22 protein-coding genes are annotated in these 24871 nt (G+C 31.8%); 16 read left to right on the forward strand and 6 right to left on the reverse strand.

Going from position 1 to position 24871, the window contains the following annotated elements; translation table 11 throughout:
• The first annotated feature begins 57 nt into the window (after positions 1-57).
• Genes JOOMADRAFT_RS16575 through JOOMADRAFT_RS16585 form a run of 3 tightly spaced genes read left to right on the forward strand, consistent with a single transcriptional unit; the run spans position 58 to position 2817 of the window.
• A complete protein-coding gene (locus JOOMADRAFT_RS16575) occupies positions 58-1002 on the forward strand; it encodes a carbohydrate kinase family protein (protein WP_008615392.1) in 945 nt (314 codons plus the stop codon).
• Between the two features lie 5 nt (positions 1003-1007).
• Positions 1008-1826 carry a class II fructose-bisphosphate aldolase gene (locus JOOMADRAFT_RS16580; protein WP_008615393.1) on the forward strand — a complete coding sequence of 273 codons (819 nt, stop codon included), beginning with the start codon at positions 1008-1010 and terminating at the stop codon, positions 1824-1826.
• 4 nt (positions 1827-1830) lie between these two features.
• Positions 1831-2817, forward strand: coding sequence for an amidohydrolase family protein (locus JOOMADRAFT_RS16585; protein WP_008615394.1), 987 nt, complete (start codon positions 1831-1833; stop codon positions 2815-2817).
• Between the two features lie 155 nt (positions 2818-2972).
• Here JOOMADRAFT_RS16585 and JOOMADRAFT_RS16590 read toward each other — a convergent pair whose 3' ends face one another.
• Positions 2973-4781 carry a glycoside hydrolase family 15 protein gene (locus JOOMADRAFT_RS16590; protein WP_008615395.1) on the reverse strand — a complete coding sequence of 603 codons (1809 nt, stop codon included), beginning with the start codon at positions 4779-4781 and terminating at the stop codon, positions 2973-2975.
• A 209-nt stretch (positions 4782-4990) separates the two neighbouring features.
• On the opposite strand from JOOMADRAFT_RS16590, the gene JOOMADRAFT_RS16595 reads away from it, so the two are divergent.
• The 4 genes from JOOMADRAFT_RS16595 to JOOMADRAFT_RS16610 all read left to right on the forward strand — a co-directional run bounded on the left by JOOMADRAFT_RS16595 (position 4991) and on the right by JOOMADRAFT_RS16610 (position 11226).
• A complete protein-coding gene (locus JOOMADRAFT_RS16595) occupies positions 4991-7204 on the forward strand; it encodes a bifunctional alpha,alpha-trehalose-phosphate synthase (UDP-forming)/trehalose-phosphatase (RefSeq protein ID WP_008615396.1) in 2214 nt (737 codons plus the stop codon).
• A 206-nt stretch (positions 7205-7410) separates the two neighbouring features.
• Positions 7411-8706 (forward strand): VOC family protein, encoded by a 1296-nt coding sequence (locus JOOMADRAFT_RS19750; protein WP_157136698.1) that lies wholly within the window; start codon positions 7411-7413, stop codon positions 8704-8706.
• A gap of 155 nt (positions 8707-8861) precedes the next feature.
• Positions 8862-10196 carry a M28 family peptidase gene (locus JOOMADRAFT_RS16605; RefSeq protein WP_008615399.1) on the forward strand — a complete coding sequence of 445 codons (1335 nt, stop codon included), beginning with the start codon at positions 8862-8864 and terminating at the stop codon, positions 10194-10196.
• Positions 10197-10398: 202 nt separating this feature from the next.
• Complete coding sequence (locus JOOMADRAFT_RS16610; RefSeq protein WP_008615401.1) at positions 10399-11226, forward strand: dienelactone hydrolase family protein; 828 nt, start codon at positions 10399-10401, stop codon at positions 11224-11226.
• A 426-nt stretch (positions 11227-11652) separates the two neighbouring features.
• Here the strand turns inward: JOOMADRAFT_RS16610 and JOOMADRAFT_RS16615 are convergent, their stop codons facing one another.
• Positions 11653-12246, reverse strand: a complete 594-nt coding sequence (locus tag JOOMADRAFT_RS16615) for a Fic family protein (RefSeq protein WP_245547691.1) — start codon at positions 12244-12246, stop codon at positions 11653-11655.
• 662 nt (positions 12247-12908) lie between these two features.
• On the opposite strand from JOOMADRAFT_RS16615, the gene JOOMADRAFT_RS16620 reads away from it, so the two are divergent.
• Together JOOMADRAFT_RS16620 and JOOMADRAFT_RS16625 are read left to right on the forward strand one after the other, a co-directional pair.
• On the forward strand, positions 12909-13475 hold the full coding sequence (locus JOOMADRAFT_RS16620) for a YdeI/OmpD-associated family protein (RefSeq protein WP_008615406.1): 567 nt from the start codon (positions 12909-12911) through the stop codon (positions 13473-13475).
• A 31-nt stretch (positions 13476-13506) separates the two neighbouring features.
• A complete protein-coding gene (locus JOOMADRAFT_RS16625) occupies positions 13507-15150 on the forward strand; it encodes a M1 family metallopeptidase (RefSeq protein ID WP_008615408.1) in 1644 nt (547 codons plus the stop codon).
• Position 15151: 1 nt separating this feature from the next.
• On the opposite strand, the gene JOOMADRAFT_RS16630 is transcribed toward JOOMADRAFT_RS16625, so the two are convergent.
• Positions 15152-16171, reverse strand: coding sequence for an App1 family protein (locus JOOMADRAFT_RS16630; RefSeq protein ID WP_317133728.1), 1020 nt, complete (start codon positions 16169-16171; stop codon positions 15152-15154).
• 13 nt (positions 16172-16184) lie between these two features.
• On the opposite strand from JOOMADRAFT_RS16630, the gene JOOMADRAFT_RS16635 reads away from it, so the two are divergent.
• The 7 genes from JOOMADRAFT_RS16635 (at position 16185) to JOOMADRAFT_RS16665 (ending at position 21242) form a co-directional block, all read left to right on the forward strand.
• Positions 16185-17057, forward strand: a complete 873-nt coding sequence (locus tag JOOMADRAFT_RS16635; protein ID WP_008615411.1) for a diacylglycerol/lipid kinase family protein — start codon at positions 16185-16187, stop codon at positions 17055-17057.
• A gap of 135 nt (positions 17058-17192) precedes the next feature.
• Positions 17193-17903 (forward strand): DUF2490 domain-containing protein, encoded by a 711-nt coding sequence (locus tag JOOMADRAFT_RS16640; protein ID WP_008615412.1) that lies wholly within the window; start codon positions 17193-17195, stop codon positions 17901-17903.
• Between the two features lie 106 nt (positions 17904-18009).
• Positions 18010-18627 (forward strand): YceI family protein, encoded by a 618-nt coding sequence (locus tag JOOMADRAFT_RS16645; protein WP_008615421.1) that lies wholly within the window; start codon positions 18010-18012, stop codon positions 18625-18627.
• A gap of 7 nt (positions 18628-18634) precedes the next feature.
• Positions 18635-19216, forward strand: a complete 582-nt coding sequence (locus tag JOOMADRAFT_RS16650) for a superoxide dismutase family protein (protein WP_008615422.1) — start codon at positions 18635-18637, stop codon at positions 19214-19216.
• A gap of 101 nt (positions 19217-19317) precedes the next feature.
• Complete coding sequence (locus JOOMADRAFT_RS16655; RefSeq protein WP_008615424.1) at positions 19318-19848, forward strand: RNA polymerase sigma factor; 531 nt, start codon at positions 19318-19320, stop codon at positions 19846-19848.
• On the forward strand, positions 19848-20645 hold the full coding sequence (locus JOOMADRAFT_RS16660; RefSeq protein WP_008615431.1) for an anti-sigma factor: 798 nt from the start codon (positions 19848-19850) through the stop codon (positions 20643-20645). Before JOOMADRAFT_RS16655 ends, JOOMADRAFT_RS16660 begins: the two co-directional genes overlap by 1 nt.
• Positions 20646-20669: 24 nt before the next feature.
• Positions 20670-21242 carry a pentapeptide repeat-containing protein gene (locus tag JOOMADRAFT_RS16665; RefSeq protein WP_008615437.1) on the forward strand — a complete coding sequence of 191 codons (573 nt, stop codon included), beginning with the start codon at positions 20670-20672 and terminating at the stop codon, positions 21240-21242.
• Between the two features lie 426 nt (positions 21243-21668).
• On the opposite strand, the gene JOOMADRAFT_RS16670 is transcribed toward JOOMADRAFT_RS16665, so the two are convergent.
• Genes JOOMADRAFT_RS16670 through JOOMADRAFT_RS16680 form a run of 3 tightly spaced genes read right to left on the reverse strand, consistent with a single transcriptional unit; the run spans position 21669 to position 24793 of the window.
• Entirely contained in the window at positions 21669-22988 is a 1320-nt protein-coding gene (locus JOOMADRAFT_RS16670; protein WP_008615440.1) for a sugar MFS transporter, read from the reverse strand.
• Positions 22989-23021: 33 nt separating this feature from the next.
• A complete protein-coding gene (locus tag JOOMADRAFT_RS16675) occupies positions 23022-23750 on the reverse strand; it encodes a LytR/AlgR family response regulator transcription factor (RefSeq protein ID WP_008615441.1) in 729 nt (242 codons plus the stop codon).
• Positions 23747-24793, reverse strand: coding sequence for a sensor histidine kinase (locus JOOMADRAFT_RS16680; RefSeq protein ID WP_157136699.1), 1047 nt, complete (start codon positions 24791-24793; stop codon positions 23747-23749). The genes JOOMADRAFT_RS16675 and JOOMADRAFT_RS16680 overlap by 4 nt, the downstream gene beginning before the upstream one ends.
• Positions 24794-24871: the final 78 nt, after the last annotated feature.

A 24871-nucleotide genomic window follows, 5' to 3' on the forward strand; every position in this document is an offset into this window, starting at 1 on the left:
GAATAAAGCCCTCAATGAGGGATTCAAATCTCAATTATTGAATAAAAGAATTGAATTATGTCTTATAAAGAATTAATAGTTGTTGGAGAGCTCAATGTTGATTTAATATTAAATAACATTGAAGGTTTTCCAAAAATAGGAACAGAAATTATAGCTAATAATATGAATCTCACACTTGGGAGCTCATCGGCTATTATGGCTGCAAATGCAGCTGCAATGGGAATTTCAACTTCTTTTTGCGGCGTAGTTGGGAACGATAACTATGGAGATTTTATTACCTCGGAATTAAAAAAGAAAAACGTACATACGGAATTCATCACAAAAAATAGTGCCTTACAATCTGGAATCACTATTGTAATGAATTACGATCAAGATAGAGCAAATGTAACCTATTGCGGAGCTATGGAAGCATTAACTTTTGATTTAATTCCATGGGACACATTGTCAGAATTCAAACATTTTCATTTATCCAATTTTTTTATTCAGAAAGGTATCCGAAAAGACATTACCAAAATCTTTAAAAAAGCAAAAGAATGTGGATTAACAACTTCTCTTGACCTGCAATGGGATCCAGAAAATAAATGGGATTTTAATTTTGAAGCATGCCTCCCATATGTTGATATTTTTATGCCGAATGAGCAGGAATTATTGGCTCTAACAAAACAAGAAACACTGGATACTGCAATACAACATATTGAGAAAAGTGCAAATATTATTGTAGTCAAGATGGGAGAAAAAGGCAGTATTGCTATTCAAAATAAAAAAAGAACTACTACCGAAGCTTTTCATAATCCTACCTATGTGGATTCTATTGGAGCTGGAGACTCTTTCAATAGTGGTTTTATAAAAAAATTCATTGAAAAAGCACCCTTGACAGAATGTCTTCGTGCAGGAAATTTAATGGGCGCTTTAAATACAACTGCTGCTGGAGGAACAGCTGCCTTTGTCAATCAAAATATCATCAAAGAAAAAGTAAAAACAATATTTAATTCTGAATTATAAAAGTCATGTTATTAAAAGAAAAATTAGCCGTATTTACCAGTCAACATAGAGGATTGCTCGCTACAAACTTCTATAACTTAGAAACCTTACACGGGGTTTTAAAAGCAGCATCAGAATTAAAAGAACCTATAATTTTACAATTGACCAAAAGTTCCATAGATTATATGGGGTTGGACACTGCTGTAAAACTCGGAAGAGCAGGTTTAGAACAGTTTGGTGTTGAAGGATGGATTCACTTAGACCATGGAGGTTCTGTAGAATTAGTACAACAATGCCTTGATGCTGGCTTTGATTCTGTTATGATTGACGGAAGTGAACTCCCTTTTGAAGACAATATAAAAATGACTCAAGAGGTAGTAAAGCGTGCTAAAAAATACAATGCACATGTAGAAGCAGAATTGGGTTATGTAGCAAAATTAGGTCAATCTCATGGTACACAGGGCTTTACACAACCAAGTGAAGCTAAAGAATTTGTAGACGCTACTGGCGTTGATGCTTTAGCAATTGCCATTGGTACAGCCCATGGATTCTATAAAGAAGAGCCTAATTTAGATATTGAACTTTTAAAAAGCATTAAAGAAGTTACCAATGCAACCTTAGTACTACATGGAAGTTCTGGAGTTCCTCACAACCAGGTACAAGAAGCTATTAGCAACGGTATTTGCAAAGTGAATTTAGCTACAGAAATTAAAAATATCTTTATGAAAACGCTTCAAAAGGAGCTTACTAATAATGAAGAAATCGACTTAAGAAAAGTTTTTCCTAAGGCTACCAATCAAGTTACCGACTTGGTGAAAACTAAATTAGAAATGATAAAAAACTAAAACTATGCTAAACCCATTCATTGATGCACATGTCCATTTAAATACACGCTCCGAAGCAAAAATGAAGTTAGCTAAAAAATATAATGCTTCATTTTTATCGATTAATACCAATATTCCGTTTTTTGATTCTTTAGAGGAACAACAACAGGTGATCCACGATTTGGAAGAAAAATATCCAAATACAAGTAAATTCATTACTAGTTTTGATACTAAATTTTGGAATACAGACAAATGGCTTCCGCATGCTTTAAACCAAATAAAAACAGGAATAGCAAATGGCGCTGTTGGTGTTAAAATTTGGAAAAACATAGGAATGGATCCTGAAGTAAAAGATAAAAATGGAAACTTTGTTTTGTTAGATGATGCTCGCTTCGACCCTATTTATCAATACTTAGTAGCTAATGATATCTTACTTATTGGACACCAAGGGGAACCTAAAAACTGCTGGCTTCCGTTAGAAAAAATGACAGTGGATTCTGATAGAAATTATTTTGCTGAACATCCAGAATATCATATGTTTTTACTTCCTGAATATCCATCATATGAAAAGCAAATGGAGGCTCGTGATAATGTGCTAAAAAAATTCCCTCAACTAAAATATGTTGGGCTTCATTTGTTTAGCATGGAATGGAGCATAGATGAAGTAGCAAAAAGGTTAGACACCTATCCAAATACAATGACCGATTTAGCGGAGCGTATTTGCCATGTCCAATTACAAGCAAAAGAAAACCTTGAAAAGGTAAAAGAGTTTTTTATTAAATATCAAGATCGAATTATCTACGGAACTGATGTTATTGACGATGGAAGCATGAATGATGAACAACTTACCCAAAAATTTGAAACACTTTGGAATACTCATTGGGACTTTTTTGCAACTGACAAAACATTAAGTGCTCCAGAGTTTAAAGGAACTTTTGAAGGCTTAAATTTACCTGAAAACGTTCTTCAAAAAATATTTAGAGATAATGCTATAAAAACTTACGGCTTTTAAATAAAAAAGTGGCTATCTAGAAAGAATCTAAACTCTAAATGTTATCCTGAGCTTGTCAAAGGATTCTTTTATGAGTTGGTTGTTTAAACTTCGACAAACTCAGTTTGACAACTACCAATTACTTTTTAGATAGCCACTTTTTATGGTTTTAACAGTTAATCTTGCCTTACATTTCCTATTATTTGCTCCTCCTCTGTTTTGTAATTAGACAGGTTAATAGCCGTTTCTATTAAAGCTAAATGAGAATAAGCTTGTGGGAAGTTCCCTAACAATCTCTTAGTTTCAAAATCTATATCTTCACTAAATAAACCTAAATGATTGCTATAAGACAGTAATTGTTCAAATAGTTTTACTGCTTTTTCGTGCTCTCCTATTTTATTTAATGCATTAATAAACCAAAACGTACAGATTGTAAAAGATGACGAAGGCAATCCAAAATCGTCTTGATTTTTATATCTATAGAGCAAGCCATCGTTGCTAAGTTCTTTTTCTATTGCTTTTACAGTTCCTACATATCTTGGATCATTTGCATTAATAAAACCATAAGGTTCCATTAATAAAACAGAAGCATCTAAATCTTTAGACCCATAAAACTGAGTAAAGGCTTGTACTTCTTCATTCCAAGCATTGTTATGGATATCATTTTTTATTTCTTGTTCTAAAACGCTCCATTTCTCAATTTTGCGGGTTTTATTTAACATTTTAGCTACCCTTAAAGCTCTATCTACTGCTACCCAGCATAATACTTTAGAAAAGGTAAAATGCTTTTCTTCAGTTCGAAATTCCCAAATCCCTTTATCTGTTTCTTTCCAGTGTTTGTTTACAACCCAAACAATCCCTTTAGTAATAGTCCAAAGGTCTTCACTATTTTCAATTTGAGTACTAAACTTCATAAACTGCTCATAAATAACATCCATTAAAATTCCATAGATATCATTTTGACGTTGCTCATACGCAGCATTTCCAATTCTAACAGGTTTAGAGCCTTTATAACCACTTAAATGATCGAGAGTTTCTTCGGTTAACCTTTTCTCCTTATTAATTCCGTACATAATCTGAAGTTTCTCATCTTTATCTGGAATTAAATCGATAATAAACTGAAGAAAACGTTTGGCCATATTTTTATGTCCGAGTTCAGAAACTACTTTTATAACCATTGAAGCATCTCTAATCCAACAGAACCTATAATCCCAATTTCTAACCTCTCCAATAGTTTCTGGAAGTGAAGTTGTAGCAGCAGCCAAAACAGCTCCGGATTTATCATAGCTCAACATTTTCAGTGTCAAAGCACTTCTCAGAATTTCTTTATTGTATTTTTTATAGGTTGGAGTTCTCTCAGACCAATTTAACCAATATACTTTAGTTCTAGATAATTCTAAAAAAGCCTTATTTACAGTTGGTACAAATATTTTCTCATTGTATCCTACCAAGAAATACCCATCTCCATTAATTGAGATTTCCTCACCTGTTACTACTTTATCTTTGTCGTAACTAGTATATAGAAAAAGGGTATCAAATTTTTCTTTATCGGTTAAACTAACAATAAAATCATCTTTTACATAGGTATTTGTTACCCCTAAAGCATACTCTAACTTCGGATTATAATCAACCCTCATTTTTGGGTTTCCACTAATGTGTTCTATATAGCGAATTACATCTGGAGGGGAATTATATCCCCCATCTTCTTCGTAATATCTAGGCATAAAATCCCATACCGAAAAAGCATCCTCTCCATTAGAAAAACGTGTTACTAAAACACTTGTATTTTTATAATATTCCTGAGAAATAGTATATGAATTGTCTACCTTAAAACCAAAACTCCCTCCTATTTCTTCATCTAAAAGTTTAGCGAATACAGAAGAAGAATCAAATTCGGGCAAACAGCACCAATCGATGTATCCCGTTTTAGAAATTAATGCAGCGCTTCTGCAATTTCCTATGATTCCGTATTCTAAATTATTCATTAATTATATTTTTTATAACGTTTAAAAACTAATAATTCCTTAAATTAACGAAAATCTTATTTGTTAACCAATATTCTAATCATAAATGAAAGTAAATAAATTATGTCATTTTGATTATCATAATTCAAGGGCTTATTTTATATTATTTTCATAAAAAGGATATTAAAAAACAATCAACTTAAAAAAAAGAAAAAACAGCAACCAAAATTATGAGCAAAACAATTATTGTTTCCAACCGACTACCACTTCAAATAAAATTAAATAATGATGAACTTGAAATAACCCCTAGTGTTGGTGGGCTTGCCACTGGAATGAAATCTGTGCATAAGGATGATGGTGGTTTATGGATTGGGTGGTCTGGACTTACTGAGGAAGAGTTAAACGAATCTCTTGAGAAAAAAGTTGATAAAGCAGTAGCTAAAGAAAATTGTGCATCGGTTAATTTATCTCAAAATGATATTGACAACTATTATTTTGGGTTTAGCAACAGAACTCTTTGGCCCCTTTTTCATTATTTTATGGAATATACCGAGTTTGAAAAAGACTTTTGGGAGTCTTACAAAAGGGTAAATCAGAAATTTGCAGATGTTGTTATTGAAAATTTAGAGGATGGAGATAAGGTTTGGGTGCACGATTACCAACTATTATTACTCCCCCAACTTATAAAAGACAAAAGACCTGATGTTTCTATTGGTTTCTTTTTACATATTCCATTTCCTTCTTATGAAATTTTTAGGACTTTCCCTTGGCGTGAAGAATTGTTAACTGGAATGCTGGGATCGGATTTAATTGGATTCCATACGTATGATTATGAAAGACACTTTTTAAGTTCGATAAAAAGAATTTTAAGACTTGATGTAAAATTCAATGAAATTATTTATCATGATAGAATTGTAAAAGTAGACTCTTTCCCAATGGGAATTGATTATAAAAAATTTCATGAAGCTGCTATCAACCACACCGAATTAAACACTAACGATAAATCTGAACTACAGCAACGTTTAGACGACCATATACAAGCTTCTCAAGACACTAAATTAATACTTTCCATAGATCGATTAGACTACACCAAAGGAATCCCAAATAGAATTCGGGCATTTGAGTATTTTCTGAATAAATATCCAGAATTCAAAGAAAAAGTTCGGCTTATAATGCTCTCTGTACCTTCAAGATCTAATGTGCCACAATATCAATTATTAAAAAAGGAAACCGATGAATTGGTGGGGAGAATAAATGGGCAGTTTGCAACCGTAAGTTGGACTCCAGTTTGGTATTTCTATCGCTCTATGCCTTTTGATAATTTGATAGATTTATACACCTCTTCAGATGTAGCCTTAATTACTCCTGTTCGAGATGGAATGAATTTGGTAGCTAAAGAATACGTAGCCACCAGAACCAAAAAAGATGGGGTTTTAATTTTAAGTGAGATGGCTGGTGCTTCCAAAGAAATGAATGAAGCCTTGATGATTAATCCTAATAATTTTGAGCAAATTGCAGATGCTATAAAACAAGCGCTTGAAATGCCAATTGAGGAACAAATATCTCGAAATACCATCTTGCAAAAAAGATTAGAGCGTTATAGTGTTGAAAAATGGGCTCATGAATTTATGAAATCTCTAGACGCCACTAAAAATTTAGGGCAAGTTATAGTTTCTGAAAAACTAAATGATAAACTTGTTGAACGCATGCTTAGCGATTACAAAAAGGCTAAAAGCAAACTAATTTTATTAGATTATGATGGAACGCTAGCTGGATTTCAAGACAATCCGCAAAATGCGAGTCCAGATGCAGCGCTTATAAAATTACTAGATAGGCTAAACGAAATGCCAAATACCGATATGGTAATTATAAGTGGAAGAGATAAAGAAACTTTTGAAAAATGGTTTGAAAATAAAGACTACTCACTTATTACCGACCATGGAGTATGGCTAAGAAAACGTACCAAAGAATGGGAAGCACTTGAGCGTTTAAAAAACGATTGGATGGAAAACATCAGGCCTATTCTTGAGACTTTTGTGGATAGAACACCTGGAACATTTATTGAAGAGAAAAAATATTCTCTTGCATGGCATTACCGTAAAGCAGATCCAGAATTAGCACAAATAAGAACTATCGAGCTCAATACAGTCTTAACCAGCCTTATTTCTAACAACGACCTTACCGTTCTAAAGGGCAATAAAGTAATTGAAATTAAAAGTAGTAGTGTTAATAAAGGACGTGCTGCTTCTAGATTATTATCTGTCAAAGATTATGACTTTATTTTTACAATTGGAGATGATTGGACCGATGAATACATGTTCGAAGAAGTACCAGAAGGTTCTTATACCGTAAAAGTAGGTTTCAAAAAAACAAAGGCTAAATATTACGTAAAAGACACAAAAGAAGTACGAACCCTAATTTCCAAAATAGCTGATTCACAATAAAATAGTCATGCCAAATATCATTTTTGCATAAAAGTTTCACTTTTATCGATTTTTTAATGTGCATGATAGATTTTTATATCTATTTATAAAATTCTTTCGTAAAATTAGTACTCTAAACTAATACTAGCCAATCAAATAAATCATTTTTGTTTATTCTGATTGGCTTACTTATTATAATTATGAAAGCAATTTACATATCCCTTTTTATGTTCACACTTCATTTAGGGGCTCAAAACGCAACTGAAGTTTTTTTGTTTGATATGGATAAATCCTATCGATTAACAAATCCTATAAACCTCTCAAATAATCCAACTGAGTACAACAACCAACCTTATTTTGTAAATAATAACAACATATTATATTCTTCAACAAGAAATAAACAAACAGATATAAAGCATGTAGATTTACAAAAAGAAACCCAAGAATGGATAACTAATACTCCTGGGAGCGAATTTTCTCCTCAAATGGGTTATCTCCCTAATATGTTTACCGCCATACGGTTAGATACAGATGGCAAACAGTTATTATATAGTTATGATATAAAAAATGGAAGCGCTACTGAGCTTATAAAAAACCTAAAAATTGGCTATTACACTTGGTTTGACAAAAATACTATTGTAACCTATACCATTGGTAAAATAGCAGATAGTTCCAAGCTGGAAGTCCATGAATTAAATAACAAAACAACTTTTACATTAACTAAAAATATAGGTAGATGTATCCAAAAAATACCTAATACAAACCTCATTAGTTTTGTTGACAAAAAGAGTATTCCCAATAGCATCAAAACCTTTGATATTAGTACCGGACAAGTAAAACTTATTACAAGTATATTAGAAGGTTCTGAAGATTACACATGGACTCCTGACGGGAATATATTAATGGGAAAAGATGATATTTTATATTTGTTTGATCCGTCAGATAAAAAAGGTTGGACTCCAATTGCCTCTTTAAAAAATTATAACCTTCATAAAATATCAAGATTAGCTATTAGTCCAAATGGAAAATCAATCGCAATAGTAGCTGTAAAAAAATCGGCTAATTCTCCTAGAAAAACTAAAATGGGAATTATTGACATTGGAGTGGTTGTAAATAATTTAGAGAAATCGCTTACATTTTACAAAGATATTTTAGGAATGACAGAAATGCGGAAGTTCTCTATTGACAAAAAGTTTGGAAAAGAATCAGGCTTAACAAATGGATTAAGCACAGAAGTTACGGTACTACAATTAGAAGACAATGATTATACTACAGCGTTTAAATTGATGAGTTTTGGAAAGCATAAAGATTGGCAACCTAACTATATCCAACAAGATTTAGGAGTTCAGTATATAACACTTAATGTAGATTCTGTCGACCCTTTTTTAAAGAGAATATATAAAAACAATGTGGAACTCTTAGGAAACACTCCTATTACATTAAGTAATGGAAAAACATTTCTCTTGATTAAAGATTACGACGGTACTTTTATCGAAATTATCGGGAATTCCATTAATGATTAACTCGTACAAATGCCGCAAAATTTTATTTAATTTTAATATCCTCCAAGAAACCATACATTTTTTTATCTTTAGAAAGTCATTTTATTAAATGAATACACCTTATACAAGTGTTCAAATATTTTTAAGTCTCATTCTTAATTAGTTAAAAACTTTCTATGAAAAAATTTTTATTCCTTCTTACCCTCACCACTTGCAGTATTTTAGCTGCGCAAACAGATTCTAGAATTTATGATATTATAAATAATGTTTCTGCGGAAAGAATTAAAACCGATGTAACAAAATTAGTCGGTTTTGGAACACGACATACCTTAAGCGATACCGTTTCTAAAACTCGCGGAATTGGAGCTGCAAGACGATGGATAAAAAGTGAATTTGAAACTATTTCTTCTGATTGTGATAATTGTTTAGAAGTTTTCTATCAGAAAAATTTAGTTAAAAAAGGCGAAAATAGTAGAATTACTAAAGACGTTTGGGTAAATAATGTAGTCGCTATTCAAAAAGGAACCAAATATCCTAATCGCTATATTATTATGAGTGGCGATATTGATTCTCGTGTTTCTGACGCTAATAATTTCGAGTCAGATTCTCCAGGAGCAAATGATAATGCTAGCGGAATGGCAGGTACTATTGAAGCCTCTAGAGTTCTCTCCAAATACAAATTTGAAAATAGTATAATCTATGTTGGACTTTCTGGAGAAGAGCAAGGACTATTTGGAGGAAAAGGCTTGGCTGCATATGCTAAAGAAAAAGGATGGGAAATTATCGGGATTTTTAATAACGATATGATTGGAAACATAAAAGGCGTTGATGGAATTATTAGCAATACCGATTTTAGAATTTTTTCTGAACCTACTCCTCCAACAGAAACAGAACAACAAAGAACCCTTCGTAGGTTTTATGGGGGTGAAGTTGATGGAATCTCAAGACAACTGGCAAGATATGTACACGCAAATGTAAAAACATATATGCCAGAAATGAATCCTATGTTAATTTATCGTCTTGACCGTTTTGGTCGCGGAGGACACCATCGTCCATTTAACGATGCTGGATTTGCTGGAATCCGAATTATGGAAGCTCATGAAAATTACACACAACAACACCAAGATATTAGAACCGAAAATGGCATTGAATACGGAGATGTTCTCAAACACGTTAATTTTGAATATGCAGCAAAACTAACTGCAGTGAATGCTATTAATTTAGCGTCCATTGCTTGGGCTCCACCAGCACCCAAAAAAGTTGCTATTGGTGGTATTGTAGAAGCCTCAGCTAAATTAGAATGGAATAAAATAGATGGCGCTAAAGGTTATAAAATATATTGGAGAGATACAACTTCTCCTACATGGGATCATTCACGTTATGTAGAAAATACAACTTCTTTTACATTAGAAGGCGTTGTTATTGATAATTTCTTTTTTGGAGTAGCTGCTGTAGGAGAAAATGGAAATGAAAGTGTGGTAGTTTTTCCAAATGAAATTATTAAAAACTAACTTTTGGAAGAAGCTACACTCAAGCTATTTATTTGATTTTCAATATAATAAATCACCTCAAAGCAAGCCTACGAGGTATTCAAAAGAGAATAATTTAGTCCATTTTGACTTAGAGCCCTTCGGTAAGCTCTGGACAGGCTTTGGGGAATAAAACCCCCAATGAGGGATTTAAACATAGATATTAATCAAAAAAGCACCAATTATGAAAACCATTTTGACATCCTTATTTGCTGTTTTAATATTAACAGCGTGTAAAACAGAACCCAATAAAGAGAAAGACGTAGTTGCTAACGCCGTATCTGAAATAAGTAACGAATTATCCGAATCTCAAAGACACCACGAGTGGGTCGACCTTAAAAGAGAGAATGGAACTTTTAAAGCCTTTGTAGTATATCCGGAAAGCAATGTTGCTACCGATGCTGTTATTGTAATCCATGAAAACCGTGGTTTGAATGATTGGGCACGTTCTTTTGCTGATAAGCTTGCTGCTGAAGGATATTTGGTAATTGCTCCAGATTTAATTTCGAATACTGTTGAAGGCATTGAAAAAACAACAGATTTTGAAAACACCGACAAAGCCCGAGAAGCTATATACGCCCTCAATCCAGACCAAGTTACTAAAGACTTACAAACCACTTACGAATATTTAAAGAAAGATCCTGCGGGGACTGGAAATATTTCTGTAGTTGGTTTCTGCTGGGGAGGTTCTCAAACATTTAGATATGCCACCAATAATCCAAACATAGAAAAAGCTTTTGTTTTTTACGGAACAGCTCCAGACAACAAAACAGTTCTAGAAAATATTAAAGCTCCTGTTTATGGTTTTTATGGCGGAAATGACAATAGAGTAAATGCTACTATTCTAACTACCAAAGAAGCTATGAAACAATACAACAAGGTGTATGAACCCATTATTTATGAAGATGCTGGACATGCCTTTATGAGAAGTGGTGCAGAAGAAAATGCCGAGGAAGGCAATAAAAAAGCACATAACCAGGCTTGGAAACGACTTTTAGAACTTTTAAAGTAAAATGCTCACCTAGTATTAAAAGGCTAAAAAGTATTTTTATGTAAGGGTTCGTAGTAATACTCTAAAATTCATCTTCGTATCAAAATCTTAGATTAAATTTGCAATGTGTTGAGTGGATTTCAAAAGAAAACACAAAAGCCCCGAAAAAGAAACAACAATTAACTCAACAACAGCTTGTTGAATAAGCTGGAACTACCAAAAACTATATTTCACGAATTGAAAATAATATAAGTGATATTCGACTATCAACTTTAATGCGAATTATACGTGAAGGATTAGGTGGAAGTTTAAAAGTATCCCTCGACAATCAACTACCTCAAGGCAAGCCCATGAGGCATTAAAAGGAAAATTATTTTTTTATGTAAAAGTTAGCTATAACATTATTGATTACTGGTTTTAAGATAAATAAGAAAGTCTTAATAGATTTTATATTTGATTACGTTCCTCTAGATATTCAGACATCCCATTTGAAAGAAACTCTATCAATGGTTCATCTGAATTCTTATTTTCGCAATCAACAATTTTATTCACATATTCAAATCTATCTTCTTCCGAGGTAATCTTAACAAAAACAGGTGGACAATTATTTTTCATTAAAATGGTCCCCATAATTATCCGACAAACTCTTCCATTTCCATCAGCAAATGGATGAATTTCATTGAGAAACTTATTATGAAAATAAGCTAAAGTAGTAATCAAATGTGTTTTGCTATCAGAATTATCAATAGAATTAAACCTAGTATTAAACATTCCAATATAAGATGACATTATAACATCTAAATTATAGTGCGGAGCATACTCCTTATTTGGAAAAAAAGGTTCTCTATAGCCTATTGTTGGAAGATTTCTATAATTTCCAACCAAGTGCTTTTTAAAATCAACTTCCCAAGAAAGCTCACTACTCATTAAATCTTTATGAATTCCTTTTATTGTATCCTCATTTAATTCGAATTCTTCAAATCTATCTATTAAAGAAAGTAAAACATCCTTATGGTTTAAAACATCCAATAGACTTTTCATTTTTTCTTTTTTAACTAATTCTCCATTTAGAAATCTAATTGTATCTCCATACATTAATTTTTCATCTTCAACCTTAGCTGAATAAAATGAATAATCGTTAATTATATTCGATTTGAAATTGTCTGACCAATTAGGCCTTGGAAATTTTTTTTGGAAATTTTCTAAAGCTGAATTAAACCTTATAAGGTAACTGGGAAGCATTCCCCTTAATCATTATATTTTAAAAAAACATAACGAACCCAATGCTTAATATCGTGAGGATAAGCAAAAAGATGATTATTTTCTTTAACTAAAGTCTTACCGAAAAAGTATCTATCAAAATCTCTTTTGAAAGAACTTGGAATTTTTTCAATAGATACTAAATCATTCGAAAATGACAACTCCTTAAGAATTGATATGTCTGATTTATTGATTAACATTACGTATAACTATTTTGAATTCAGGGTATTATACTCCTAAACTCGGATACAAATATACATAAAGTTAAGAACTCTGAGTGAGAAAAAGAAACTAATCCTCCCATTACTATAAAAAACAGCTAAAACCGCTCCAAAATCGATTTGTATTGTTTCTTTAATAACGCTATTTTAGTAGGAAAGTATCTGTTTACTTACGTGCTACTTTCATATTTTACGACCATTAAAAAATTGATGACAAAATAAATGGAAATTCCAGAATTCTATTTTCCAACCGATAAAGAATGGAGAGAATGGCTTCATAATAACCATCAAAATTATGAAGGCATTTACCTTGTTCTCTATACCGTTAGCAGTCCGAAGCAAAGCATGAGATGGGAAGAAGCAGTTAGAGTAGCTCTTTGTTACGGTTGGATTGATGCCACCGTTAAAAAAATAAATAACGAAAAGAGAATCCAATATTTTACACCTCGAAAACCAAAAAGTGTTTGGAGTAAAGTCAATAAAAATCATTTAAAAGAGCTAGAAGAACTAAAATTAATACATCCAAGTGGGTATGAAAAAATTGAAGTTGCTAAACAAAATGGTTCTTGGACAGCCCTAGACGATGTTGAAAATTTAATTATCCCAACAGACCTTCAAATAGCTTTTGATGCAAATGAAATCGCATTTAAAAATTACCTTACATTTAGCAAAAGTTATCAAAAAAGCTATCTCTATTGGCTTAACCAAGCTAAAAGAGAGCAAACTAGAGAGAAGAGAATTAAAGAAATTATTAACCTCTGTAAACAAAATATAAAATCTAGAAATTGATTAGCTTTGCCTTTCATCACATCTATTTATAATGAAAAGAATATTTTTAATAGCATTATTATGCGTTGTAGCTACTACTAAAGCACAAGAAACAGGATTGTTTCATAACGAAGAACAGTTTACAAGACAAGATACTTTAAGAGGAAGTATTACTCCAGAAAGAGCATGGTGGGATTTAAATTACTACCATTTGGATGTTGCTGTAGAACCTTCAAAGAAATACATTTCAGGAAAAAACACAATCCGTTATAAAGTTCTTTCTTCAGCGCAAACTCTACAAGTAGACCTGCAACCTCCTTTAAAGATTGAAAAAGTTACTCAAAATGATAAAGAACTAACCTTTACTTCGGAAGGAAATGCTCATTTTATTCATCTAAAAGAAAAACAAAATAAAGGCGACTATAATGAGGTGGTTGTGTATTATTCTGGACATCCAAAAGAAGCTATTAGGGCTCCTTGGGATGGTGGATTTTCATGGAAAAAAGATAAAAACGGAAATGATTTTGTAGCTACTTCTTGTCAAGGCTTGGGAGCTAGCGTTTGGTGGCCAAACAAAGACCATATGTATGACGAGGTTGACAGTATGAAAATAAGTGTTACCGTGCCAAAAAACTTAATGGACGTTTCCAACGGAAGACTAATTGGAGTTGATGAACATGAGAAAACTAAGACTTTTCATTGGTTTGTAAGCAACCCAATTAATAATTATGGGGTGAATGTGAATATTGGAGATTATGTTCATTTTGGTGAAAAATATGAAGGAGAAAAAGGAACTCTCGACATGGATTATTATGTATTGAAGGACAACCTTGATAAAGCAAAAGAACAGTTTAAACAAGCACCAAAAATGATGGAAGCTTTTGAGCATTGGTTTGGTCCTTATCCTTTTTATGAAGACAGTTTCAAGCTTGTAGAAGTACCCTATTTAGGGATGGAGCATCAAAGCTCTGTTACCTACGGAAATAAATATCAAGATGGGTATTTAGGTCGTGATTTGTCTGGAACTGGTTGGGGATTGAAATTTGATTTTATAATTATTCATGAAAGCGGTCACGAGTGGTTTGCAAATAATATTACCTATAAAGATATTGCAGATATGTGGATTCATGAGAGTTTTACCGCCTATTCTGAAAATCTGTTTTTAGATTATTTCTACGGAAAAGAAGCGTCTGCTGCATATGTAATTGGAACTCGAAAAGCCATTCAAAATGACATTCCAATTATTGGAAAATACAATGTTAATAACGAAGGCTCTGGAGATATGTATTACAAAGGCGCAAACATGCTTCATACACTTCGTCAACTGGTAGAAGACGATGAAAAATGGCGTTCAATACTTAGAGGTTTGGGAGAAAAATTTTACCATCAAACAGTAACTACGCAACAAATAGAAGGTTATTTGTCTGAGAAAACTGGAATCGACCTTACCGCTTTCTTCAACCAATATTTAAGAACCGTAATGATTCCTAAATTAGAATACAGCATAAACAACAACACTCTTAAATTTAGATATACCGATATTGTTGAGGATTTTGACATGCCAATTCAAGTATTTATTAACCAAAAAGAACAATGGATCTATCCTAATAAAGATTGGAAAGAGGTAAATGCTGACACCCCAATTAAGGAGTTTAAAGTTGATGAAGACTTTTACATCTTAAATCAGGAAATATAATTTAGAGTAGTCCTATTTTTTTAGAATGTTCTATAGCTTTAGAACTATGCTCAAAATAGCAAGTCGGTATTTTAAAAGCTTCTACTTCTTGAAGCATTTTTACGGTCTTGCTATTTTGTTTTGACTTTGTTTGTCTAATATAAATTGCCTCCACATTTTCAGGAAAATACTTTACAATTTTAGCATACAGAAAAGGATCTTTTTGCGAATCGTCTCCCATTAAAACAAAACGCATTTCAGGGTAAAACTCTAAAATATCTTTTATTTTATTAAACTTATGATTGTGACTCCCTCTCCCCGAAAAAAGAAAATCTGTTAGTCCGCTTTTAATTTTTTTTAATTTGAATACCGCTTTTGGTAACTTATGAAGCTGTGTGAAATTGAGAATAAAGCTATACAAATTCCATTCACTACTCGATACGTAAAAAAAGGTATTTGTTTCCATTTTATCCTCCCTCCCTGCTCTACTTAAAAGTGAATAATGTGCTACTACATCTTCAAAAATCTTACGCTTTTTTACATTTTTAGTAAGTAAAACATAAAGCTTTTTAAATAAGTTGTTGGTATGAGAAATCAAAAAAGTATCATCAATATCAGATATTACACCTATTTTACCGGGATAAGGTTTTAGAAATTCACTTTTTTCAGTTACTTTATAGTCTTCATAAAAGGCTTCCGCAGTAAAATTATGCCATCCAGCTTTTATATTTTCACAAGGAATACAAATTCTAAAATACCCATCATTAACCGTACGTGTTGTTATTTCTTGATTTTGAAAACTTACTTTCACCAAAGCATTGTTCAGTGTTTTTATAGTAAACATTTCAAACACACCTTTAGCATGCCTATATCCTTTTTTATCGTTTAACAAATAGTCTGGAGCAATAGATTTAAATACATGTCCGAATAAAATTATTTGCTTTTCGTTTGCATATCCCCTATACAAAGTGAGGTCGAATTTCATAAATCTATTTACGTTTTCTTTAAGATACAATTTACTTATTTTGATTAAATTAGTCAAAATACTTTTTTAGATGACTCATATTCCCGCCATTTTATTGATTGTTAATCCTATTTCTGGTGATATTGATAAGGACATACTTATCCAAAAAGTTGAAAAGCAAGTTTTAAATGAGGGCAAGAACCTACTTATTTATAAAACTTCTGGAAAGCATGATATTCAAGAAATAACTTCTATTTTAAAAGAAAACTCTCCACAAAGAGTACTTGTAGCAGGCGGGGATGGAACTATAAAGTTATGTGTAGAAGCCCTACAAAAGTTTGATATCCCACTTGGAATTATCCCTGCTGGAAGCGCTAATGGATTAGCTGTTGATTTAGGGATTCCAACCGACTTAAATAATGCTATTGATTTAGCATTAAACAAAAATGCTAAACCTATGGATATTTTAAAGATTAATGGAGAAACCGCCATTCATATAAGCGATATAGGAATTAATGCTTCCTTAGTGAAAAACTATGACAAAAGTAACATCCGTGGTAAACTAGGTTATGCCTTACAATCTATTCCTACACTTATAGATTTTAAGGAGACTTTTCGTTTTAAAATTGTTGCAAATGGAACTATAAAGGAAGGACATGCAATGATGATAGCCATTGCTAATTCCCAAAAATATGGAAACGGTGCTGTAATAAACCCAAAAGGAAAGCTTGACGATGGAAAGTTTGAAGTCCTAATTTTCAAATCTTTGCAAATGGGAAAAATTTTACAAACAATTTTTAATGAGATTCCTTTTGATGAAGATTTTGTGGAGATGATTGCTACCGATGTTGTAGAAATAACCACAAAAGAAGCTATTCCATTTCAAATAGACGGGGAATATATTGAAAAGACTAAAAAAATAGAAGCTAAAATATTTTCCAAACAAGCCCAAATAATATACTAAATCCCATAAAATTATTAATGCCTTTCTCATTACTAAATAAGAAAAACCTTATTTAGTAAGTAAATTTAAGTTGAATTGTAAAAAATTATATAAATAGCCAACAGGAAATATCAACTCTTAAAACCAAGCAACAAAATGCAATTTTCAAAAATGAATTTATTCTTTAAAACCATCATAATAACCTTACTTTTTATTACTTCAACAAATACACTTTCTTCACAAGCAAAAGGAAGAGAGCAATTAGGAAGTTGGTTTGCTTTTAACGGTACAAATATGATTTCCGAAAAATTTAGTTGGCATACGGAAGCTCAATTTAGATATTATGAATTTGCTCATAATTTTAATCAAACACTTTTAAGAACCGCAATAAATTATCATTTTTCTAATAAAGCCATGGTTTCCGCAGGATATGGATATATAGACACCTCTTCCTATGATAAAAATGAAAACCAAATTACTTCAGCAGAAAATAGAATTTATGAACAATTTATCCTTAGAAATAATTTAGGGAAATTTAATTTTTTGCACCGTTACAGACTTGAACAACGTTGGGTAAATAGTTTAGGGTACACAGAACTTCTACACAGATTTCGATATTATCTAGAAATAAGCTACCCTATTACAGAAAACTGGCATTTAGTAGTTTCTGATGAAATTATGATCAATTTTGAGCCAGATCTCTTTAATCAAAATCGTTTATTTGGCGGGATTCGTTATAAATTCTCTAAAGATTTAGCATTTCAATTAGGATACCTTAAAAACCATTTTAGTGATATTAGTTTTGATAGAATTTCTTTAACTGTTGCCTTTAGAACAGATTTTATTGCAAAAGCTTTACAGAAATAATAAATAAATACTGTCTCTCAATACGTGAAAACTACGTTAATTCCTCTGTTATATTTTGGAGTTGACTTATATCTTCTTAATTTAGATTTAACTAAAAAAAACAAACATGAAAAAAATAAGTTTGCTCGTAGCAGCAATTCTAATGATTACTGTTATTGGATGTAAAAAATCTGAAAATAATAAGAATTCTGAAAATACGGTTATAGAAAAAGAAACTACAATGCCAAAAGAAGCCAAAGAAAAAGAAACTTCTTTAAGACATTCATTAGAATTTACAGCTTTTAAAACTCCTAAAAAGGTAGGTGTAAAAGGTACTTTTAAAGATATAACGTTGACTAACACATCTTCAGGAAATATAACTGAGATGTTAACCAATGCTAATTTCGAAATTGTAACTGCAAGCATCGACACAAAAGACCCGACTAGAGATATTAAATTAAAAGAGTTTTTCTTTGATAATCTAGCCAATCCTAAAATAACAGGAACTTTTAAAAGTTTTGAAGGAAATAAAGCTGTTATAAGTATTCAAATGAATGATGTAACTAAAGATATTCCTTTTGAGTATACTGCTACTGAAAAAGAGATTTTATTATCGGGATCTATTGATATGATTGAAGATTTTTCAGCAAACAAAGCATTTAATGCTATTCATGAAGCGTGTAAAATACTCCATGAAGATAAAACATGGACAGATGTAGAATTAAATTTAACAATAGGAAAATAATTAAAACATGAAAAAATTAGCCATAATGTTTATGGCTTGCTCACTTATTATTGGAGTTAGCTGTAAACAAAACAAAGAAAGTAAGAAAGAAGAAATTACTGACAAAAAAGAAGTTACAGTAGATAAGAAAGAAGAAATCAAAAAAGTTAAGGTTTCTATGGATTCTAAAAGTAACTCAAATGTAAGTGGGAATATTGTGTTTGAAGCAAAAGATGGAACAGTAACAATGACAGCAGTTTTTGACGGTCTAGAACCTGGCCCTCACGCTATCCATTTACATGAAAAAGCAGATTGTAGTGCTCCTGATGCAAAATCTGCCAATGGGCATTGGAATCCAACGCATAGTAAGCACGGAGAATGGGGCAGCAAAGAAGGATATCATAAAGGTGATATAGGTAACTTTACTGCCGATGAAAATGGAAACGGAACCATTACTTTTTCCACAGACGAATGGTGTATAGATTGCGGAGATGACCTTAAAGATGTTGTAGGAAGAAGTGTAATTGTACATCAAGGTACAGACGATTTTACATCACAACCAAGTGGTGACGCAGGAAAACGTGTAAGTTGTGGCGCTATTGCTTTGTAAGTAAAAAATTATAAAATTGAAAAGGCTGTCTTAATAGATGGCCTTTTTTTTGTCAGATTAAAAACAAATTTGTTACTTTAAAGAATTAATCTACACCTTATATGGAGCAAGAGCTTTTAATAAAACGTATTGAAGAAAAAGACCCCAAAGCCTTCGATGTGTTATACGAAAACTATTCTAAAAGCCTTTTTGGCGTTATTTACAATATAGTTAAAAATGAAGAAATAGCCGAAGAGATCCTACAAGATGTTTTTATAAAAATATGGGATAAAGCAGCAACATATAGCCCTTCTAAAGGACGCATTTTTACTTGGATGCTCAATATAGCAAGAAATGCAGCTATTGACAAAACAAGGTCTAAAGACTTTAATAAAGACAAGAAAAACCTTAGTTCTGAAAATTTCGTAGATATTTTAAATGCACATGATAATTTAAATGAACAAGTTGATGCTATAGGAATTTCAAAATATGTAAAGAAGCTTAAAGAAACTTGTAAATCTATTATAGAGTTGTTGTACTTTAAAGGATTTACTCAAAAAGAAGCTTCCGAAGAACTTAACATTCCTATCGGAACTGTTAAAACAAGAAATAGAAATTGTATTGCCAACTTAAGAGAAATGCTACTTAACTAATGAATATAAAAGAATACATAGAATCAGGGATTTTAGAGCTTTATGTGGCTGGAGTACTTTCTGAAAAAGAAAATGAAGAAGTCTCTACAGCTATAAAAGAACATCTTGAGCTAAAAGAAGAGGTTGAAGATATTGAAACTGCAATTATTAAACTAACTGCAGCAGTAGCTCCTAAAGATGCTCAAAAACTTTATGATAAAATTAAAGCCAATGTTCTTAATGAAAAAGAAACCAAAGTAGTTTCTCTTCCACAAAAAAGAATAAACTGGGCAGCTTATACTGGTTGGGCAGCTGCTGTTATTTTGGCTGGTGGACTATTCTATTTGTCAAACCAAAACAACAATTTAAATTACCAATTACAATCGTTAGATGCTAAAAATGCAGTTTTAGAAGCTAAAATTGCTGAAGCAAGCCAAGACCTTAAAAAAGCGGAAGAATTAGTAACACTTATAAGAGCACAAGACATTACTACCATTAACTTAGGAGGTCAAAATGTATCGCCTCAATCATATGCTAAAGTGTATTGGAAAAAAGACCAAGAGGTGGTTTATATAGATGCGCTTGGATTACCAGAACCTCCAGAGGGGAAGGTTTATCAAGTTTGGTCTTTAACTTTAGATCCTTTGACTCCTACCAGCATTGGACTACTTGCAGATTTTGTTAACGATGAAAACAAGGTATTTGAGCTACAAAACCCTAATAAATCTCAAGCCTTTGGTATAACCTTGGAGCCAGCAGGTGGTAGTGAAACTCCAACTATGGAGCAACTATATACTTTAGGTATCGTACAATCGTAATGTAGAAAACTGCATATTTTATTTATGAGCAATCATTATTTTGATGATCAAGATTACAATGGAGAAAATTACCAGAAAAGTCCCCTTTTAAAAGGAGATTATGATAATTGCACTTTTACCAAATGTAATTTTAAAGAAAGTGACCTAAAAAACATTAATTTCTCAGAATGTACATTTACTGATTGTGATTTTAGTATGGCCGATATTGGTAATTGTTCCTTCAAAGAAGTAGAATTTTACGAGTGTAAATTATTAGGACTTCAATTTGAAAGTTGTAATCCGTTTTTAATGTCCTTATTTTTTAAGGGTTGTACACTCAATTTTTCTTCTTTTTATAAACTGAAATTAAGCGGAATGAAATTCATAAGATGTACCTTAGAACAGGTAGATTTTACGGAAGCTAATCTTACAAGTGTTTCTTTTGAAAAGTGTAATTTAGAAAATGCTATTTTTCAGAATACCAATCTTCAAAAAGCAGATTTAAGAACAGCTACTAATTTTTCTATCTCTCCACAACAAAACATCATTGAAAAAGCTAAATTTTCTAATGAAGGTGCGCTCTCACTACTTGAACCTTATAATATCATTGTAGACTAAAAATCATTAATACCCTAGTAAAAATATAAGACTGCTTTGCTATAAAAAAAAGAACAAAGACTAGGCCTTAACTATCATAAAATAAACAACTTAAAGAAACAACATTTCTAAAATCCTCTTTTTATTTATTTTTATTAATAGCAAGGAGTCTATTTTGAAAACCTCAATCAACTACCTCGAAGCAAGCCTACGAGGTATTCAAAGGAGAATAATTTAATCCATCGACCTAGCGCCCTTCGGTAAACTAAGGACAGGCTCTCGGGAATAGAACCCTCAATAAGGGATTTAAACCTTGACATAAGTGGAGTCCAATAAATTCCGTTAATTTTTATCAAACAACAATAATTAAAAATAAAAAAGGCTCTCGAAACGAGAACCTTTTCTATTATAAAACTCGATAATCGAGCGTTGAATACATCAAAATTGTTATTTTTTTAAACCTACTTTATGTCCGTAAAATGCATAATAAAGAATAATAGCATAACACGGAAATAAGATCCAATAACCAGTGGTAGCTGCTTGTCCTGCCGCTACTCCTACTTCTACCCCTTCAGCCACAAGGTCTGCTTTTTTAGCATCTACAAAATATCCATACAAAAGAGGGATTGTAGCTCCTCCAGAAATGGCCATAACCAGTAATGCTCCTCCTGTTTTGGTAAACTTACCAAGACCATTAAGTGCCAACGGCCAAATGGCAGGCCAAACCAATGCATTTGCTATTCCTAACGCTGCAACAAACAAAACAGAGGTAAACCCAGTGGTAGAAATAATTCCAATTCCAAAAAGTATTCCTAATATAGCACTTGCTTTTAAGGCTGTTGTTTGTGATATAAATTTTGGAATTAAAAACACTCCTAGAGCATAGGTTCCAACCATAGCCATAAGCGTCATTAATGTAAACGATTTTGCTTCTTCTCCAGGCATTCCTAAAGACAATCCATAAGAAATAATAGTATCTCCAGCAATTACCTCAACCCCAACATATACAAACAAAGCTAATACTCCCAACCACAAATGTGGAAACTGAAAAATACTTGTTTTCTTGGTAACTACACCATCTTTAACCTCCTCTTCTATTTCCTCAGCTTCTACATTTGGTAATGGAGCTTTAGTTATAAAAATTGCTAGTATAAAAAGTACAATTGCCATTACAACATATGGCATCACTACGCTGTCGGCCATTTCATTTAATAAAGTAGTTTTTTCATCTAAAGACACTTTAGTTAATTGGTCTTTAATTTCATCAATTCCAGAAAGTAAAATTGCTCCAAATATTAACGAGCCCAATGCCCCTGCTGTTTTATTGGCAATTCCCATAATTGCAATTCGTTTTGCGGCACTTTCCATTGGCCCTAAAATAGTAATATAAGGATTCGAAGCTGTTTGTAAAATAGTCATTCCTACTCCTTGGATAAAAATTCCTGTAAGAAAAACCCAATACGTTCTTGCTTCAGCTGCTGGAATAAAAACTAATGCTCCAATTGCCATAATTGCTAGTCCGAGTGACATTCCTTTTTTGTAACCTACTTTTCCTATAATATAAGAAGACGGTAGTGCCATAACCACAAATGAAATATAAGATGCAGAAGCAACTAAATACGATTGTGCATCTGTTAATTCATTTATAGTTTTCATAAACGGAATCAAGGCTCCATTTATCCAAGTAACAAAACCAAAAATGAAAAATAGCCCGGCTATAATCATTATTGGAACTAGCGAATTCGCTTTTGTAGAGGTAGTTGTCATAATTTAAATTTGACTTAGTTAATATATAATTGATTATTCGTTTAAGAAATTTCCTTTATCTCTTAAAATTTTATCTTTAGTATACTTTGCATAATTTCTTCCAATCGGAATTTTTTTATTCTCAATTTCTATTAAATTCCCTTCAATTGATTTTACTTTATCTATAGCTATGGTATAGGACTTATGGACTCTTACAAAGTTTTCAGAAGGAAGCTCTTCACTAATACTAGAAAGAGATTTATGAGAGATATAAGTTCCCTCCCGACTGTGGAGTTTTATGTAATCTTTTAAGCTCTCTATAAATAGAATATCATGTAGGAAAATCTTTATAAGCTTCTTTTCTACTTTTAGAAAAATATGTGGATCTTGATCAAAGTCAACTGCTTGTTTAATACCATTAAGAGTCATTAAACGCGCTGTGAGTTTATTTATAGATTTTAAAAACCGATTAAATGGAATAGGCTTCACCAGATAATCCAACACCTCCAATTCATAACTCTCAATAGCATATTCTCTGTAAGCAGTTGTTATAATTACTAATGGATGCTTATTTAAATTCCGAAGGAATTCTAAGCCATTCATTTTTGGCATATTGATATCTAGAAATATAACATCTATTTCTTCTTTATCAAGAACTTGTAAGGCTTCAATTGGATTATTAAACACCCCCACTACCTCTAGATTTTTAAACTCAATTAAGTATGACTTAATGATTTCAATAGCTAATGGCTCATCGTCTATTATCAAACATTTTATAGTCATAGGATGGGGATTTTTAGAGTTACTACAAACATATCACTATTTACTTCAGTCTTCAAATCAAAATTATCTTTATAAAGTATTTCTAATCTTCTCTGCATATTTTTAAGTCCTATTCCTCCTTGAGTTTCAGATTCACTTTTTTCTATATCAAAATTATTAAGCACTTTAAAAATTAAATATTGACCTGCTTTTTCAAAAAAAACTGTCAATTTTAATTTTTTATTATTTTGAACTCCATGCTTAAAAGAATTTTCAATAAAAGGGAGAAATAATAAGGAAGGGACTTGAATTCCATCAATTGTACCATCAATATTAATCTCAGATTCTATACTATCTTCGTAACGTAATTTCTCTAGCTCTATATAATTATCTATGTAATTTATTTCTTGAATAAGAGGTAAGCGTTTCTTACTGGCATCATAAATAATGTACTTCATAATATCTGATAATCTTAAGACAATATCTGAAGCTTGCGAGGACTTTTTTAGAGTAAGCGCATATAAATTATTCAATGTATTAAAGAAAAAATGCGGCTGCATTTGAGCTTTTAAATATTTAAGCTCTGTTTTATACTGAAGTTCTCTTAATTGCTGATTTTGATTTCTTTCATCTATAAAATCAACCGTAAATTTTATGGCTGCAGTAATCCCGATTACATATAACTCTCCAATAGATACTGCTAGAATATGATTAAAGCCAAAAGCTTCTTGAGTTCCTTGTGCTTCTGGCCATAAATTTTCAGTTACAAGCCAATAATTAAGTCCGCTCCTAATAATATAATGTATTGCCAAGAGTAAAATTAAAGAAATAACATAGAGTACATACTTTTTTTTGAATATCAATTTTGGAATTAGGTAATAAACATTAAAGTATACAATTACAATATGGAGTGGAAATTCCACCAAATTTGAAGAAAATGAATAGGAATAATCGTTAAAATAGCTTCCCCATCTTATAAAGTTTATCATAAAGTAGATTCCCCAAAAGTAAAAATGATACTTCAGCGCAATCGTTTTCTTTACAAGCATTTCATTTACAGACATATTAAATAATATTCATCGTTTTAGGCATTTTGATTAAAAATCTGTGAAAAAATATAATTAATTACAAGAATAACCAAA

This window comes from Galbibacter orientalis DSM 19592 (assembly GCF_000260115.1).
In the GTDB taxonomy this organism is placed as follows: Bacteria; Bacteroidota; Bacteroidia; order Flavobacteriales; family Flavobacteriaceae; genus Galbibacter; species Galbibacter orientalis.